This window comes from Phytopseudomonas punonensis (genome assembly GCF_900142655.1).
Classification (GTDB): Bacteria; Pseudomonadota; Gammaproteobacteria; order Pseudomonadales; family Pseudomonadaceae; genus Aquipseudomonas; species Aquipseudomonas punonensis.
Genome location: NZ_FRBQ01000001.1, coordinates 1418310 through 1433557 on the forward strand (window position 1 = coordinate 1418310; position 15248 = coordinate 1433557).

The window sequence follows — 15248 nt, forward strand, 5'->3', positions numbered from 1 at the left end:
GGGCTCCTTAGAAGAAGGTCAGGCCGACCTGGAACAGCCGCTCGACATCGCGAATATGCTTCTTGTCCATCAGGAACAGGATCACGTGGTCGCCGGACTCGATCACCGTCACGTCATGGGCGATCAGCACTTCTTCATTGCGAATAATTGCGCCGATGCTGGTGCCGGGTGGTAGGGATATATCCTTGATCGCCTTGCCGACCACCTTGCTCGAGCGCGTATCGCCGTGGGCGATCACTTCTAGGGCTTCGGCGGCGCCGCGGCGTAGCGAGTGCACGCTTTCGATATCGCCGCGGCGCACGTGGGTCAGCAGGCTGCCGATGGTCGCCAGCTGCGGGCTGATGGCGATGTCGATCTCGCCGCCCTGGATCAGGTCGACGTAGGCCGGGTTGTTGATCAGCGTCATTACCTTGCGCGCGCCTAGGCGTTTGGCCAGCAGCGAGGACATGATGTTGGCTTCGTCGTCGTTGGTCAGGGCCAGGAAGATGTCGGCATCCTTGATGTTCTCTTCCACCAACAGGTCGCGATCGGATGAGCTGCCGTGCAGCACGATGGTACTTTCCAGGCTTTCCGAGAGGTAGCGGCAGCGGGCCGGATTCATCTCGATGATTTTCACCTGGTAGCGGCTTTCGATGGCCTCGGCGAGGCGCTCGCCAATGTTGCCGCCCCCGGCGATCACCACGCGTTTGTAGCCTTCCTCCAGGCGGCGCATCTCGCTCATTACCGCGCGGATATCGCCCTTGGCGGCGATGAAGAACACTTCGTCATCGGCTTCGATCACCGTATCGCCCTGGGGCATGATGGCCCGGTCGCGGCGAAAGATCGCCGCCACCCGGGTATCGACCTTGGGCATGTGCTCGCGCAATTGACGCAGTTGCTGGCCGACCAGCGGCCCGCCGTAGTAGGCCTTGACTGCCACCAGCTGGGCTTTGCCGTCAGCGAAGTCGATCACCTGCAGGGCGCCGGGGTATTCGATCAGGCGCTTGATATAGTTGGTCACCACCTGCTCGGGGCTGATCAGCACGTCGATGGGGATGGCTTCGTTGTCGAACAGGCCGCTGCGGGTCAGGTAGGCCGGCTCGCGCACCCGGGCGATCTTGGTCGGCGTGTGATAGAGGGTATAGGCCACCTGGCAGGCGATCATGTTGACTTCGTCGCTGTTGGTCACCGCCACCAGCATGTCGGCATCGTCGGCGCCGGCTTGGCGCAGCACGGTCGGGAACGAGCCCTTGCCCTGTACGGTGCGGATGTCCAGGCGATCACTCAGGGCACGCAGACGATCACCGTCGGTGTCCACCACGGTGATGTCGTTGGCTTCGCTGGCTAGGTGTTCGGCCAGGGTGCCGCCGACCTGGCCGGCGCCGAGGATGATGATCTTCATCGGGTTGCTCCAACGGCTGCGATCTTGATCAGTTTGGCGTAGTAGAAGCCATCGTGGCCGTCCTGCTGGGCGAGCAGCTGGCGGCCGTGGGGTTGCTTGAGGCCGAACGGGCCAGTGATATCCAGCTCGCGGGCGCCCGGCGTGCGTTCGAGAAACGCGCCGATGACCTCGGTATTTTCTGTCGGCAATGTCGAACATGTGGCGTAGAGCAGGATGCCGCCAACCTCGAGGGCCGACCACATGGCGTCGAGCAGCTCGCCTTGCAGCGTGGCCAGCGCCGGAATGTCATCGGCCTTGCGGGTTAGCTTGATGTCTGGATGGCGGCGAATCACGCCGGTGGCCGAGCAGGGTGCATCGAGCAGGATGCGCTGGAACGGCTTGCCGTCCCACCAGGCGGCCGTATCGCGGCCATCGGCTGCGATCAATTTGGCATCCAGGCCCAGGCGGTCGAGGTTCTCGCGCACGCGCAGCAGGCGCTTGGCTTCCAAGTCCACGGCGACCACTTCGCTCAAGCCCGGCTCGGCTTCCAGCAAATGGCAGGTCTTGCCGCCGGGCGCTGCGCAGGCGTCGAGCACACGCTGGCCGGGCGCCAGTTGCAGCAGCTCGGCGGCCAGTTGCGCGGCTTCGTCCTGCACGCTGACGTGGCCCTCGGCGAAGCCTGGCAGCAGCGTCACGTCGCAGGCCTGCAAGAGGCGAATGCCGTCGCGGCTGAAGGTGCAGGGCTCGGCGTCGAAGCCGACCTGACGCAGTCGCGCCAGATAGTCATCGCGGCTGCCATGGCGGCGGTTGACCCGCAGGATCAGCGGCGGATGGGCATTGTTGGCGGCGCAAATGGCCTGCCACTGCTCGGGCCAGAAGGCCTTGAGCTGCTTCTGCAGCCAGCGCGGGTGGGCGGTGTGCAGCACCGGGTCGCGGTCCAGTTCGGCGAGGATGCTGTCGGTGTCGCGCTGGGCATTGCGCAGCACGGCATTGAGCAGGCCCTTGGCTGACGTCTTTTTCAATTTGTCGACGCAGCCGACCGTCTCGCCGATCGCCGCGTGAGCGGGAATACGGGTGTAGAATAGCTGGTAGAGGCCGACCAGCAGCAGCGCTTCGAGGTCGCGGTCGCCATCCCTGAAGGGCTTGCGCAGCAGTTTTTCGGCGATCAGCGCCAGGCGCGGTTGCCAGCGGGCGGCGCCAAAGGCCAGATCCTGGGCGAGGCCGCGGTCGCGGGCCTCGACCTTGTCGAGCAGTGGCGGCAGGCTGGTGCCCAGCGACGCCTTGCCTTCGAGCACCGCCGCCAGGGCGCGAGCTGCTGCCAGCCTGGGGTTCATGCCAGCACCGTGCCGACGGCGAACTGCTCGCGGCGGCTGTTGTACAGATCGCTGAAGTTCAGCGCCTTGCCGCCGGGCAATTGCAGGCGGGTGAGCAGCAGGGCGCCAGTGCCGCAGGCGACGGTCAGGCCGTCCTTGCTGGCGGCGAGAATTTCGCCGGGCTGGCCCTGGCCTTCACCGATACAGCCAGCCAATACCTTGAGCGGCGCGTCGTTCAGCGTGCTGTGGCAGATCGGCCAGGGATTGAACGCGCGGATCAAGCGCTCCAGATCAATGGCCGGCCGACTCCAGTCGATGCGGGCCTCATCCTTGTTGAGCTTGTGGGCGTAGCTGGCCTGTGCATCGTCCTGCACTTCGCCCATCAGCGTGCCGCTAGCGAGGCCGGCGATGGCTTCGATTACCGCAGGCGGGCCTAGCTCGGCGAGGCGGTCGTGCAGGCTACCGCCGGTGTCTTCGGCAGTGATCGGCGTGCGCACCTTGAGCAACATCGGCCCGGTGTCCAGGCCGGCTTCCATCTGCATCACGGTCACGCCGCTCTCGGCATCACCGGCCTGCACGGCACGCTGGATCGGCGCCGCACCGCGCCAGCGCGGCAGCAGCGAGGCGTGGCTGTTGATGCAACCGAAGCGCGGGATATCCAGCACCACTTGCGGCAGGATCAAGCCATAGGCGACCACCACCAGCAGATCCGGCTTTAGCGCCGCCAGCTCGGCTTGCGCTGCGGCATCCTTGAGGCTCGGCGGCTGCATGACGGGAATAGCGTTGTTCAGGGCGAGCTGCTTGACTGGGCTGGGCATCAGCTTCTGACCACGGCCCGCCGGGCGATCCGGCTGGGTGTACACCGCGACGATCTGGTGCGGCGTGTCGAGCAGGGCCTTGAGGTGGGCGGCGGCGAATTCCGGGGTGCCGGCGAATACGATACGCAGAGCTTCGGTCATGGGATCTCGCTTTGACTGGGTGCTGGAAAAAACAAAAGGCTTGCCGCGGCAAGCCTTTGTTGGAGGCCCGATCAGGCCTGCTGGCGGTGCTGCTTTTCCAGCTTCTTCTTGATGCGGTCGCGCTTGAGCGTGGACAGGTAGTCGACGAACAGCTTGCCGTTGAGGTGGTCGCACTCGTGCTGGATGCACACGGCGAGCAGGCCCTCGGCGATCATTTCGAACGGCTTGCCGTCACGATCCAGGGCGTTGATCTTCACTTTCTGCGGGCGGTCGACGTTCTCGTAGAAGCCGGGCACCGACAGGCAGCCTTCCTGGTACTGATCCATTTCTTCGGTGAGCGATTCGAATTGCGGGTTGATGAAAACCAGCGGCTCGCTCTTGTCTTCCGACAGGTCCATCACCACTACGCGCTTGTGCACATTCACCTGGGTAGCGGCGAGGCCGATCCCGGGGGCGTCGTACATGGTTTCGAACATGTCGTCGATCAGCTGACGCAAAGCGTCATCGACCACGTCCACCGGCTTGGCGATGGTCCGCAGGCGCGGATCGGGAAATTCGAGAATGTTTAAAATCGCCATAATACGTTTGTGATGCACTTGTGGAATAAATTCAAAATCCGCTGCTAAGATGACGACAGTATTCAAAAACGGCGTCAAGCCGCGGATTTACTGGGCTCTGTCGCAGCGCTAGGGCGCTTCACGCGAAGGCACATCATAAAGGGATTCACCGCATGAGGAAATCACTACTCGCCCTGCTGCTGGTCGCGGCGAGCGGCCTGGCGCTTGCCGAGGTGCAGCTCAAGGAAGGCCACCCCGACCGTTACACGGTCGTGAAGGGCGATACCCTCTGGGATATTTCCGGCAAGTTCCTGCGTCAGCCCTGGAAATGGCCGGAAATCTGGCACGCCAATCCCCAGGTACAGAACCCTCATCTGATCTATCCCGGCGATGTGCTGAGCCTGGTCTATATCGATGGCCAGCCGCGCCTGGTGCTGGGCCGCGGCGATTCGCGCGGCACCATCAAGCTGTCGCCGAAGGTGCGCAGCACGCCGATGGCCGAAGCCATTCCGACCATTCCGCTGGAGGCGATCAACAGCTTCCTGCTGAAGAACCGCATCGTCGATTCTCCGGAAGCATTCCAGGGCGCGCCTTATATCGTGGCCGGCAATGCCGAGCGCGTAGTCAGCGGCGCGGGCGATCGTGTCTACGCTCGCGGCAGTTTCGATCCGAACGCTCCGGTGTACGGCATCTTCCGTCAGGGCAAGACTTACACCGACCCGGATACCAAGGAATTCCTCGGCATCAACGCTGACGACATCGGCGGTGGCGAAATCGTCGCCGAGGAGGAGGGCGTTGGTACCCTCAACCTGACCCGCACCACTCAGGAAGTGCGCAACGGCGACCGCTTGTTCCCCACCGAAGAGCGCGCGATCAACTCCTCCTTCATGCCGAGCGAACCGAAGACCGAGATCAAGGGCCTGATCCTCGATGTTCCGCGTGGCGTCAGCCAGATCGGTCAGTTCGACGTGGTTACCCTGAACAAGGGCGCTCGTGACGGCCTGGAGATCGGCAACGTGCTGGCGGTCTACAAGACCGGCGAAACCGTACGCGACCGGGTTACCGGTGAGTCGGTGAAGATTCCGGACGAACGCGCCGGCCTGCTGATGGTGTTCCGCACGTACGACAAGCTCAGCTACGGCATGATCCTCAACGCCACGCGGCAGTTGGCGGTAATGGACAAGGTACGCAATCCGTAACACCTACAAGCCCCGCCGATGCGGGGCTTGTGCTATTCGATAAGGCTCATGATCAAGGATGATCCGCCATGTCGACCTCCCATTCCCCCGCCGAACTCGAAGCCCGCCTGCGTCTGCATTGTCTGCCGGAGTTGGGGCCGAAGCGTTTCCGTAAATTGCTCAGCGCCTTCGATAGCGCTTCGGCTGCTCTGAGTGCGCCCGCTGGCGCCTGGCGCTCGCTCGGTTTGCCGCTTGCTTGCAGTGAAGCGCGGCGCAGTCCTGAAATACGTGAACGGGCACGGCTGGCCCTCGAATGGTTGCAGGCGCCCGGCCAGCAACTGGTGATGTGGGACGAGCCGATTTACCCCGGCTTGCTCGCAGAGATTCCCGATGCGCCGCCACTGCTATTCGTGGCGGGTGACCCGACGCTTCTCGAGCGCCCGCAGTTGGCCATGGTCGGCAGCCGCCGTGCTTCCAAGCCGGGCCTGGATACCGCACACAGCTTTGCCCGCAGCCTGGCGCGTGGAGGCTTCGTGATCACCAGTGGGCTGGCCCTCGGTATCGACGGGGCTGCGCATCAGGGCGCTTTGGACGCCGATGGGCATACCGTGGCGGTGCTCGGTACTGGACTGCAGTGCTTGTACCCGGCGCGTCACAAGCGCTTGGCGCAAGACATCGTCGAGCGCGGCGGAGCTTTGGTGTCGGAATTGCCACTGGACAGCCCGCCCCAGGCCAGCAACTTTCCCCGGCGCAATCGAATCATTTCGGGTCTCTCATTGGGCGTGTTGGTGGTCGAAGCCAGCCCGTCGAGTGGCTCGCTGATCACCGCACGCCTAGCCGCCGAGCAGGGCCGTGAGGTGTATGCGATTCCTGGCTCCATTCATCATCCTGGGGCCAAGGGCTGCCATCAGTTGATTCGCGATGGCGCCACGCTGGTGGAGAGCATTGAGCATATTCTCGAGGCCCTGCGTGGCTGGCAGCAGGCGCCTCTTGCCGAGCAGGCGAGTGCGCCGCAGCCTGGCGCTACCCATCCATTGCTGGCGCTGTTGTACGCCGCGCCGCACAGCAGCGAAGCCCTAGCTCACGCCGCTGGCTGGCCACTGCCCGAGGTATTGGCGGCGTTGACCGAGTTGGAGCTGGACGGCCTGGTCGTCTGCGAAGCCGGGCTTTGGGTGGGCCGCAAGCCGTAATACACTGCGGCCAGTGTTTTTCGGCGGAGGTGGGCATGGTTACCAGTTGGCAGGTTCAGCAGGCCGCGCGGGTGGTACGTGCCGGTGGTGTGATCGCCTATCCGACCGAGGCGGTCTGGGGCCTGGGTTGCGATCCATGGGATGAAATGGCCGTCGACCGCCTGCTGGCACTCAAGGAGCGGCCCATGCACAAAGGGCTGATTCTGGTCGCCGACACCATTCTCCAGTTCGACTTCCTGCTCGAAGACCTGCCCGAGATCTGGCAGGACCGCCTGGCCAGCACCTGGCCTGGCCCGAATACCTGGCTGGTGCCGCATCAGGATCGTCTGCCGCAGTGGATTACCGGCGAGCACGACAGCGTGGCGCTGCGGGTCAGCGATCACCCTCGGGTGCGTGAACTCTGTGCGCTGACGGGACCGTTGGTGTCGACTTCGGCCAACCCTGCCGGTCGACCGTCTGCGAAGTCTCGACTACGTGTTGAGCAGTATTTCCCAAGGCAATTGGATGCGGTGCTGGGCGGCGCTCTGGGCGGGCGGCGTAATCCGAGCGTGATAAGGGATCTGGTGACTGGTGATGTGCGGCGGCCGGCGTGATGCTTGATGGCAAAAGCAGCCACTCGGCGGTTGCGTAGGAGCGGCTTTAGCCGCGAGCTCTTTACGCCTCACATGCGATGCGTGAGCTATGGTTTGCCAGCATTATCGCGTTGCTCATACGTCCGGTTCCGCTCTGACGAGCGGGTTTCTTTTGGCATCGCCCCAAAAGAAACCAAAAGGTCTAGCCCCGACATACGGCCCCAGCTTCGCTGGGGTTCCCTCACTCCATCATTGCTCCGAGGGCACGCCGCGAAGGGCCATCCCTGGCCCATCGCGGCTCTCGCGGCATCCATGCCGCTCAACCCTCTCCACAACGATTCCGTTCGGCTTCCTGAAGGGGCGATTGGTGTCGCCTGCTAATTTTTTGGCATGAAAAGCACCAAAAAGGCAAAGTGGCCGAAGGGCCGCACCCGCCACCTGCCGGCCGATAGAGGCAAATCTCTACAAAACGAAAGCAACCGTAGGGTGGATCCCGCTTCACCGATCCACCATTGCAACGTATTGGCCCTAAAAATCCCGCCGCCTTTCGCGCTAGGTAAACACGAAAGGCAGCGGATAGGGCCCCGGCTTACGGCAACAGAATCGTCGAGCCCGTGGTCTTGCGTTCGCTGAGCAGGGTTTGGGCGGTGGCGGCTTCGCTCAGTGGGTAGCGCCCGGCGATTTCCACGCTGAGCTTGCCCTTGGCGATCATGCCGAACAGTTCATCGGCCATCTTCTGCAGGTTTTCCGGGGTGTTGGCGTAGCCCGCCAGGGTCGGGCGGGTGACGTACAGCGAGCCCTTTTGCGACAGGATGCCGAGGTTGACGCCGGTTACCGCGCCCGAGGCATTGCCGAAGCTGACCAGCAGGCCGCGGGGCGCCACGCAATCGAGCGAGGTTTCCCAGGTGTCCTTACCGACGCCGTCGTAGACCACCGGGCACTTCTTGCCGTCGGTCAGTTCCAGCACGCGCTGGGCGACGTTTTCGTGGCTGTAGTCGATAGTTGCCCAGGCGCCTTGCTGCAGGGCGTATTCGGCCTTTTTCGCCGAACTCACGGTGCCGATCAGTTTGACGCCCAGCGCCTTGGCCCACTGGCAGGCGAACGAGCCGACGCCGCCTGCGGCCGCATGGAACAGGATGATGTCGCCGCTCTTCAGTTCGGCGGTCTGGCGCAGCAGGTACTGGACGGTCAGGCCCTTGAGCATCACCGCAGCGGCCTGCTCGAAGCTGATCGCATCGGGCAATTTGACCAGCTTGTCGGCCGGCAGCACGTGCAGCTCGCTGTAGCCGCCCAGCGGGCCGGTGGCGTAGGCGACGCGGTCACCGACCTGCAGGCCTTTGACTTCCGAGCCGATGGCGTCGACGAAGCCTGCGCCTTCGGTGCCCAGGCTTGATGGCAAGGACGGCGGGGCGTACAGGCCGCTGCGGAAGTAGGTGTCGATGAAGTTGAGGCCGATGGCCTGGTTGTGCACACGCACCTCGTGCGGGCCGGGAGCGGCGGGTTGGTAGTCGACGTATTCGAGAACCTCGGGGCCACCGTGGCGGCTGAACTGGATGCGTTTGGCCATCGTCTTGCTCCTGCTTGAAGGTGAATGCAGTAGACCCCGAATCCACCGGGGCGTTGGGTGCGTTTTCCGTGAGCGGCTGAACGTCGCACCTCCCGTTGACCCGCGTCAACTGCGGAGCCTGGATGCCCGGTGCTATGCTAGCCGCCGATTTCGCCGTAACCAGGGTAAGCCCGTGAGTGACCAGACCGAGGCCGTAAAAGCCTACCTGCTCGACCTGCAAGACCGTATCTGTGCCGCGCTGCAACGCGAGGATGGCCAGGCCAGCTTCGCCGAAGACGCCTGGCAGCGTCCCGGTGGTGGCGGCGGGCGTACGCGGGTGATCGGTGATGGTGCGGTGATCGAGAAGGGCGGCGTCAACTTCTCTCACGTGTTTGGCGAGAACCTGCCGCCCTCGGCCAGCGCCCATCGTCCCGAGTTGGCCGGGCGCGGCTTCCAGGCCCTTGGCGTATCGCTGGTGATTCACCCGCATAACCCGCACGTGCCGACTTCCCACGCCAACGTGCGCTTCTTCAGCGCCGAGAAGGAAGGCGAGGAGCCGGTGTGGTGGTTCGGTGGCGGCTTCGACCTCACGCCCTACTACGGCAATGAAGAGGACTGCGTGCACTGGCACCGCGTCGCCGAGCAGGCCTGTGCGCCGTTCGGTACCGATGTCTACCCGCGCTACAAGGCCTGGTGCGACCGTTACTTCCACCTCAAGCATCGCGGTGAACCGCGCGGCATTGGCGGCCTATTCTTCGACGACCTCAACGAGTGGGGTTTCGACACCTGCTTCGCGTTCATTCGCGCCATCGGCGATGCCTACATCGACGCCTACCTGCCCATCGTGCAGCGCCGCAAGGCCACGCCCTACACCCCGGCGCAGCGTGAGTTCCAGGAGTACCGCCGCGGCCGCTACGTGGAATTCAACCTGGTTTTCGACCGCGGCACCCTGTTCGGCCTGCAGTCGGGCGGGCGTACCGAGTCGATCCTCATGTCGCTGCCGCCCCAGGTGCGCTGGGGCTACGACTGGAAGCCGCAGCCGGGCAGCGAGGAAGCGCGCCTGACCGAATACTTCCTCACCGACCGCGATTGGCTCGGCCTGCAGCCCGAGGCTTGAAGCGCGGCGGCAAAAGCTTCAGGCTTGCCGCCTTTGGCTTTTACGCGCGGAAATGTTCATGGATCGCTACGGTGTATTCGGCAACCCCATCGGTCACAGCAAGTCGCCGCTGATCCACCGGCTGTTCGCTGAACAGACTGGCCAGCAGCTGAGCTACGAAGCGCTGCTGGCGCCGCTGGACGATTTCGACGGTTATGCTCGCGCCTTCTTCGCCGAAGGCCTCGGCGGTAACGTCACAGTGCCGTTCAAGGAGCAGGCCTTCGCACTGGCCGACAGCCTCACCGAGCGCGCCCGCCGCGCCGGTGCGGTGAATACCCTGAAAAAACTCGACGACGGCAGCCTGCTCGGTGACAACACGGACGGCGCCGGCCTGGTGCGTGATCTGACCGTGAATGCCGGCATCGAGCTGCGTGGCAAGCGCATCCTGCTGCTTGGCGCCGGTGGCGCGGTGCGCGGCATTCTCGAACCCTTCCTGGCTCAGCAACCGCAAGCCCTGGTGATCGCCAACCGCACCGTGGACAAGGCCGAGAGGCTGGCCCGCCAGTTCGCCGACCTCGGCCCGGTGGTGGCCAGCGGTTTCGACTGGATCGACGCGCCGGTGGACCTGATCATCAACGGCACTTCGGCCAGCCTGGCCGGCGAGCTGCCGCCTATTGCCGCCAGCCTCATCCAGCCCGGTCACACCAGCTGCTACGACATGATGTACGGCGCCGGCCCCACGGCGTTCAACCGCTGGGCGGCAGAGCAGGGAGCTGCGCGGACCCTCGATGGTCTTGGCATGCTGGTCGAGCAGGCGGTGGAAGCCTTCCATCTGTGGCGTGGCGAACGCCCTGACAGCGCGCCGGTGCTCGCCGAACTGCGCCGGCAACTGGCAGCCGGCTGATCTCGCCTGCAGGGCTGTGCCGAATTCGTCATCGCCGTGGAGTAAAGCGATCAAGCCAATAGGTCGCCACGCCAGTGTATAAGGTCGGCATCCGCCACTGACCTTATCGCCGCCACAGGAGCCCCATGATGATTCGACTGACCCTGGACGAAGCCCGCAATTTGTCCCTGTCCATCCTGCGCCATGCCGGTTTCAGCGAAGCGCAGGCCCAAGCGGTGACCGTCACCGTGGTAGCCGGCGAGCGCGATGGCTGCGCCTCCCATGGGCTGTACCGCGTGTTGGGCTGCGTCGGTTCGCTGAAGGCCGGCAAGGTGGTCGCCGACGCCGAGCCCGAGGTGATCGACCAGGCGCCGTCGATCGTGCGTGTGGATGCCCGTGGCGGCTTCTCGCAACTGGCCTTTCAGGCGGGGTTGCCGGTACTGGCCGACAAGGCCAGGGCCAACGGCATCGCGGCCCTGGCGATCAACCGCTGTGTGCACTTTTCCGCATTGTGGGTGGAGATCGAACAGCTCACCGCGCTCGGTCTCGTCGCCCTGGCCTGCAACCCTAGCCATGCCTGGGTGGCGCCGGCCGGCGGCAGCAAACCGATCTTCGGCACCAACCCCATCGCCTTCGGCTGGCCGCGTGCCGGCAAGCATCCGTTCATCTTCGACTTCGCCACCAGCGCCATCGCCCGTGGTGACATCGAGCTGCACCGCCGCGCCGGCAAGCCGATTCCCGAAGGCTGGGGCATCGATGCCAGCGGCCAGCCCAGCACCAGTGCCGAAGCGGTGATGAACGGCGCCATGCTGACCTTTGGTGGACACAAGGGCTCGGCGCTGGCGGCCATGGTGGAGTTGATCGCCGGGCCGCTGATCGGCGACCTGACCAGTGCCGAGTCGCTGGCCTACGACGCTGGCAGCAAGTCGTCGCCGTACCACGGCGAGCTGATCATCGTCCTCGACCCGCAACGCTTTCTTGGCGCCGCGGCCGACGAGCACCTGGCGCGGGCGGAGGCGCTGTTTGACGGCATCGAAGGGCAGGGCGCGCGGCTGCCTTCGCAGCGCCGCTACGACGCCCGTGAGCGCAGCCTTGTCGACGGCGTGCAGATTCCCCAGGCGCTCTACGACGACCTCAAGGCACTGCTCAGTTGATGCTGTAGCCGCGCCCGCTCAGGCAGGCGCCCAGTGCGCGGCGATAGTAGTCGGTGGCGCTGGCGGCCGGCGCACTGACTGCGGTAGCCGGATCGAACCCGCTCTGGCTGACAGCCCAACTGTGGCATTCGTAGCGGTCGCGGGCCTGCAGGTCGGCGTTCTGGCCGCGGGCCGGATAGGCGATCACATTGTAGTTGGCCGCAGGTGCCGCCACGGCTACCGGCGGAGCCTCGACCACGATGTACTGTCGGCGGTCGGCGTTCCACATGTAGTAGGTGCCTGCCGCCACGAAGTACAGCGCGCTGCCAATCCACAGTTCACGGGCGGATTCCGGCAGACCATGGCCATGACGTGGGCCCGGGCCGCCCCAGCCTGGCCCTGGGCCGCCGTGCCCGTGATATACACCTGGGCCTCCAGGGCCACCACTTGGCCCGCCGGGCCCCGCCAGCGCATTCAGGGAAAGCGTTGCGAGCAACAGTGCAGCGATGGCGGAACGGGGGAGACTTGCGTTCATCATGGGCTCCAGAGAAGGCGATGACCCGCCAGATGGCGGGGCAGCATCAATTATCGGAGCGCTTGTGCAAGGTGCCGTCAGGCAGATGTAAAGGTGGTGTAAAGGCGTTTGGGGCTGGGGCTTTAGTCAGTCCAGAGCAAGGCAGGCAGCGACGCTTTGCTCAAGAATTTCTATCAGCTCTGCGTCCATGTAGCGGTACTCGTCTGGAATATCCAGCACGTGCAGCGGCTTGTGAGTCAGCAGCCGGTTGAAGTCTGCCATCAGCCGGCTCTTGTGCTTGTGCTCCATGACGATCACCACATCGGCCCACTGAATATCGCTGGCGTTTACCGTTCGGCGTGCCTTCGGGCTGGTGCCCGCCGAGCGCACGCTGAGCCCTGGCTGCTTGCGCCAAACCGTCTCGGCAGTTGGGCTGCGCCACTGGTTGCGGCTGCAGATGAACAGAACGTTGGTCATGGCCGGTGCTCGTTCACTGCTGTGGATAACTGCGCGGCGTGTACACCCATTCGCCGCCGTCGCCACGCGGGAAGCGCCGCGTCTGGCTGGAACCGATGATCACCAGGGTGCGCATGTCGACCATCTCCGGCGTCAGCTCGCCGAGGCTGAGCACGCGCAGAGCCTCGGCGGGGCGGCCGATATCGCGGCCGAGCACCACCACGGTATCGGGCGTGCGATGCGTGCGGACGATGTCCAGGGCGCGGCCGAGCTGCCAGGGGCGAGCTTTGGAGATCGGGTTGTAGAAGGCCATGGCGAGGTCGGCCACGCCGGCGTGGTCGAGGCGGTTTTCGATCACCGCCCAGGGCTTGAGGTTGTCCGATAGGGAGATCAGGCAGAAATCGTGGCCCAGCGGCGCCCCTGCCTTGGCAGCGGTGGCCAGGGCCGCGGAGACGCCGGGCAGCACTTGCAGCTCGACGGCGTGCCACTCGACGGGTGCTGCGGTCTCTTCGAGAGCCTCCAGCACCGCCGCGGCCATGGCGAATACGCCGGGGTCGCCGGAGGAAATCACCACCACGCGGCGGCCGCTTGCAGCCAGCTCGAAGGCGTGACGGGCGCGCTGCAGTTCCTCGCGGTTGTCGCTGCAATGGCGCACCTGATCATCGCGCAGCGGCTCGGCCATGCGCACATAGGTCTCGTAGCCGAGCAGATCCTGGGCTTCATCCAGGGCGCGACGCACGGCTGGGGTCATATGCTCGGCGGCGCCGGGGCCCAGGCCGATCACGCTCAGGCGCCCACGTGGGCGGCCGATGGTTTGCGCAGCTTCGGGAGACGCGGCCTTTAGCAGCTGCAGGTTTTCGCCGCACTTCACCTGCGGCGGCAGTACATCGTCAGCGCCGATAAAGCGTAGCGGCACGGCGAGATCGGCCGCCACCTGAGCCAACTGCCTGTCGCCCATCAGCGTTTGCGGCGCGAGCAGGGCGGCGAGGGATTTCTGTGCCAGGCCTGCCTGTTCGAACGCCTGGCCGATTCGCGCGGCAAGGTTGTCCACCTCGTCGACCACGGCCAGCAGCGTGCGTGGATGAATCAGCAGTTCGTCCGGCGGGCTTGTGCGTTGCTCGGTGGTGATACGCAGGGTGCGCCCGGCATTCTCGGCCATCGGCAGCTTGCTCTGGTCCAGCCATGGCGCGTCACCGTCGATGCGCAGGTTTTCGCCGCCGAGCAGGTCGGAGACGAAGCGTTTGCCTTGCTCGATATCGGCCAGCATGTAGCCGCTCGGCGGGTCGAGCAGGCAGGTGCCGAAACGCAGTTCGCCGCTGGTGGTGATCGCCGCGCTGACCTGCAGCGCAGCGGCGATTTCCCGCGCCATACGGTTGACCCCACCGAGGCCGCCGAGCAGCGGCACCACGGCACTGCCGTCTTCGGCCACGGCCAGCACCGGCGGCTCGGCGCCCTTGTTGGCGAGCAGCGGCGCCAGGCTGCGGATCACGATACCGGCGGCGCACAGGGCGATGATCGGCGTGTCGCTGCGGTACAGGCTGCGCAGGGTGTCGCCGAAGTCGTCATAGGCCTGATCGACCTCGACTCGCCCGTTCAGGCCATGGATAACGGCCTGTGGATAAAGTGCCTGGATGCGCCGGGCAGTGGCCAGCGCGGAGGGGCCGAGGATGACGATGGCGGGGGAAACAGTCATTGGGATTCCAGATTCAACGTGCAGGAGAGGGCGCGGCTCAGCCACGCCACTTTTCGCCCGGCACCACGATCATCGAAAAATACGGCGAGGCCATCGGCTCGACTTCATCGAGCGGCACGATGCGCTGGTTGGCCATGGTCGCGCGCTCCACGTAATGGGCGCGGTCGTGCAGGCCCAGGCTCTGCAGCACGCGGCGCACTTTCTCGAAGTTGCGGCCGAGCTTCATCACCACGGCGGCTTCGGCGCCCTGCAGACGCTCGCGCAGCTCGTCCTCGGGCAGCACGCCGGAAAGCACCGACAGGCTCTGGTTGCGGTACACCAGCGGCACGCCGAGCACCGCGGCGCTGCCGAGCATCGAGCACACCCCGGGAATCACCTCGGCCTGGTAGCGCTCGGCCAGGCGGTCGTGCAGGTACATGTAGGAGCCGTAGAAGAACGGGTCGCCCTCGCAGATCACCGCCACGTCACGACCGGCATCCAGGTGCTCGGCGATCTGCACCGCGCAGGTGTCGTAGAAGTCGCTGATCACGCCTTCGTAGGTCAGCGGCGGCTCGAGCTTTTCGGTGGTCACCGGGTAGACCAGCGGCAGGCGCTGCTGGCTGTCGTCCAGGTGTGCCTCGATGATGCCGAAGGCGTTGCCGCCCTGGCCGACGTTGGCCTTGGCCTTGGCCACGAAGTAGCCGACCACCGGCGCCGACTTGAGCAGGCGCAGGGCCTTGAGGGTGATCAGCTCCGGGTCGCCCGGGCCTACGCCCAGGCCGAGCAGGCGGCCTTTGCCGGGGCGGTTCATACCGGTCA

General features: G+C 65.1%; 15 protein-coding genes. 6 read left to right on the plus strand and 9 right to left on the minus strand.

Features of this window, described 5'->3' with window-relative positions; all coding sequences use genetic code 11:
• Positions 1-7: 7 nt before the first annotated feature.
• The 4 genes from trkA to def all read right to left on the minus strand — a co-directional run bounded on the left by trkA (position 8) and on the right by def (position 4210).
• Entirely contained in the window at positions 8-1381 is a 1374-nt protein-coding gene (gene trkA, locus BUC40_RS06400; RefSeq protein ID WP_073263698.1) for a Trk system potassium transporter TrkA, read from the minus strand.
• The gene (gene rsmB, locus BUC40_RS06405; RefSeq protein ID WP_073263700.1) at positions 1378-2694 is read right to left on the minus strand and encodes a 16S rRNA (cytosine(967)-C(5))-methyltransferase RsmB; all 1317 of its coding nucleotides are present in this window, start codon (positions 2692-2694) and stop codon (positions 1378-1380) included. The genes trkA and rsmB overlap by 4 nt, the downstream gene beginning before the upstream one ends.
• Positions 2691-3632 (minus strand): methionyl-tRNA formyltransferase, encoded by a 942-nt coding sequence (fmt, locus tag BUC40_RS06410; RefSeq protein ID WP_073263702.1) that lies wholly within the window; start codon positions 3630-3632, stop codon positions 2691-2693. Before fmt ends, rsmB begins: the two co-directional genes overlap by 4 nt.
• Before the next feature lie 71 nt (positions 3633-3703).
• Positions 3704-4210, minus strand: a complete 507-nt coding sequence (def, locus tag BUC40_RS06415) for a peptide deformylase (protein WP_073263704.1) — start codon at positions 4208-4210, stop codon at positions 3704-3706.
• A 152-nt stretch (positions 4211-4362) separates the two neighbouring features.
• Between def and BUC40_RS06420 the strand changes: the two genes are divergently transcribed.
• The 3 genes from BUC40_RS06420 to tsaC all read left to right on the plus strand — a co-directional run bounded on the left by BUC40_RS06420 (position 4363) and on the right by tsaC (position 7150).
• Complete coding sequence (locus BUC40_RS06420; protein WP_073263706.1) at positions 4363-5388, plus strand: LysM peptidoglycan-binding domain-containing protein; 1026 nt, start codon at positions 4363-4365, stop codon at positions 5386-5388.
• A gap of 68 nt (positions 5389-5456) precedes the next feature.
• Complete coding sequence (gene dprA / locus BUC40_RS06425) at positions 5457-6557, plus strand: DNA-processing protein DprA (RefSeq protein WP_073263708.1); 1101 nt, start codon at positions 5457-5459, stop codon at positions 6555-6557.
• A 35-nt stretch (positions 6558-6592) separates the two neighbouring features.
• Positions 6593-7150, plus strand: coding sequence for an L-threonylcarbamoyladenylate synthase type 1 TsaC (gene tsaC / locus BUC40_RS06430; RefSeq protein ID WP_073263710.1), 558 nt, complete (start codon positions 6593-6595; stop codon positions 7148-7150).
• A 568-nt stretch (positions 7151-7718) separates the two neighbouring features.
• Here tsaC and BUC40_RS06435 read toward each other — a convergent pair.
• Complete coding sequence (locus BUC40_RS06435; RefSeq protein ID WP_073263712.1) at positions 7719-8696, minus strand: NADPH:quinone reductase; 978 nt, start codon at positions 8694-8696, stop codon at positions 7719-7721.
• A 172-nt stretch (positions 8697-8868) separates the two neighbouring features.
• Between BUC40_RS06435 and hemF the strand changes: the two genes are divergently transcribed.
• The 3 genes from hemF to BUC40_RS06450 all read left to right on the plus strand — a co-directional run bounded on the left by hemF (position 8869) and on the right by BUC40_RS06450 (position 11808).
• Complete coding sequence (gene hemF / locus BUC40_RS06440; RefSeq protein WP_073263714.1) at positions 8869-9792, plus strand: oxygen-dependent coproporphyrinogen oxidase; 924 nt, start codon at positions 8869-8871, stop codon at positions 9790-9792.
• Positions 9793-9850: 58 nt separating this feature from the next.
• Positions 9851-10675, plus strand: a complete 825-nt coding sequence (aroE, locus tag BUC40_RS06445; RefSeq protein WP_073263715.1) for a shikimate dehydrogenase — start codon at positions 9851-9853, stop codon at positions 10673-10675.
• 128 nt (positions 10676-10803) lie between these two features.
• Positions 10804-11808: an Ldh family oxidoreductase gene (locus tag BUC40_RS06450; RefSeq protein ID WP_073263917.1), complete on the plus strand. Its 1005-nt coding sequence runs from the start codon at positions 10804-10806 to the stop codon at positions 11806-11808.
• Here the strand turns inward: BUC40_RS06450 and BUC40_RS06455 are convergent.
• The 4 genes from BUC40_RS06455 to BUC40_RS06470 form a co-directional block, all read right to left on the minus strand.
• Positions 11801-12322 (minus strand): hypothetical protein, encoded by a 522-nt coding sequence (locus BUC40_RS06455; protein ID WP_073263717.1) that lies wholly within the window; start codon positions 12320-12322, stop codon positions 11801-11803. The two genes, BUC40_RS06450 and BUC40_RS06455, sit on opposite strands and share 8 nt — an antisense overlap.
• A gap of 126 nt (positions 12323-12448) precedes the next feature.
• On the minus strand, positions 12449-12778 hold the full coding sequence (locus tag BUC40_RS06460; protein ID WP_073263719.1) for a low molecular weight protein tyrosine phosphatase family protein: 330 nt from the start codon (positions 12776-12778) through the stop codon (positions 12449-12451).
• Positions 12779-12791: 13 nt separating this feature from the next.
• A complete protein-coding gene (gene cobJ, locus BUC40_RS06465) occupies positions 12792-14450 on the minus strand; it encodes a precorrin-3B C(17)-methyltransferase (protein ID WP_073263721.1) in 1659 nt (552 codons plus the stop codon).
• A 37-nt stretch (positions 14451-14487) separates the two neighbouring features.
• Entirely contained in the window at positions 14488-15240 is a 753-nt protein-coding gene (locus BUC40_RS06470; RefSeq protein WP_073263919.1) for a precorrin-2 C(20)-methyltransferase, read from the minus strand.
• Positions 15241-15248: the final 8 nt, after the last annotated feature.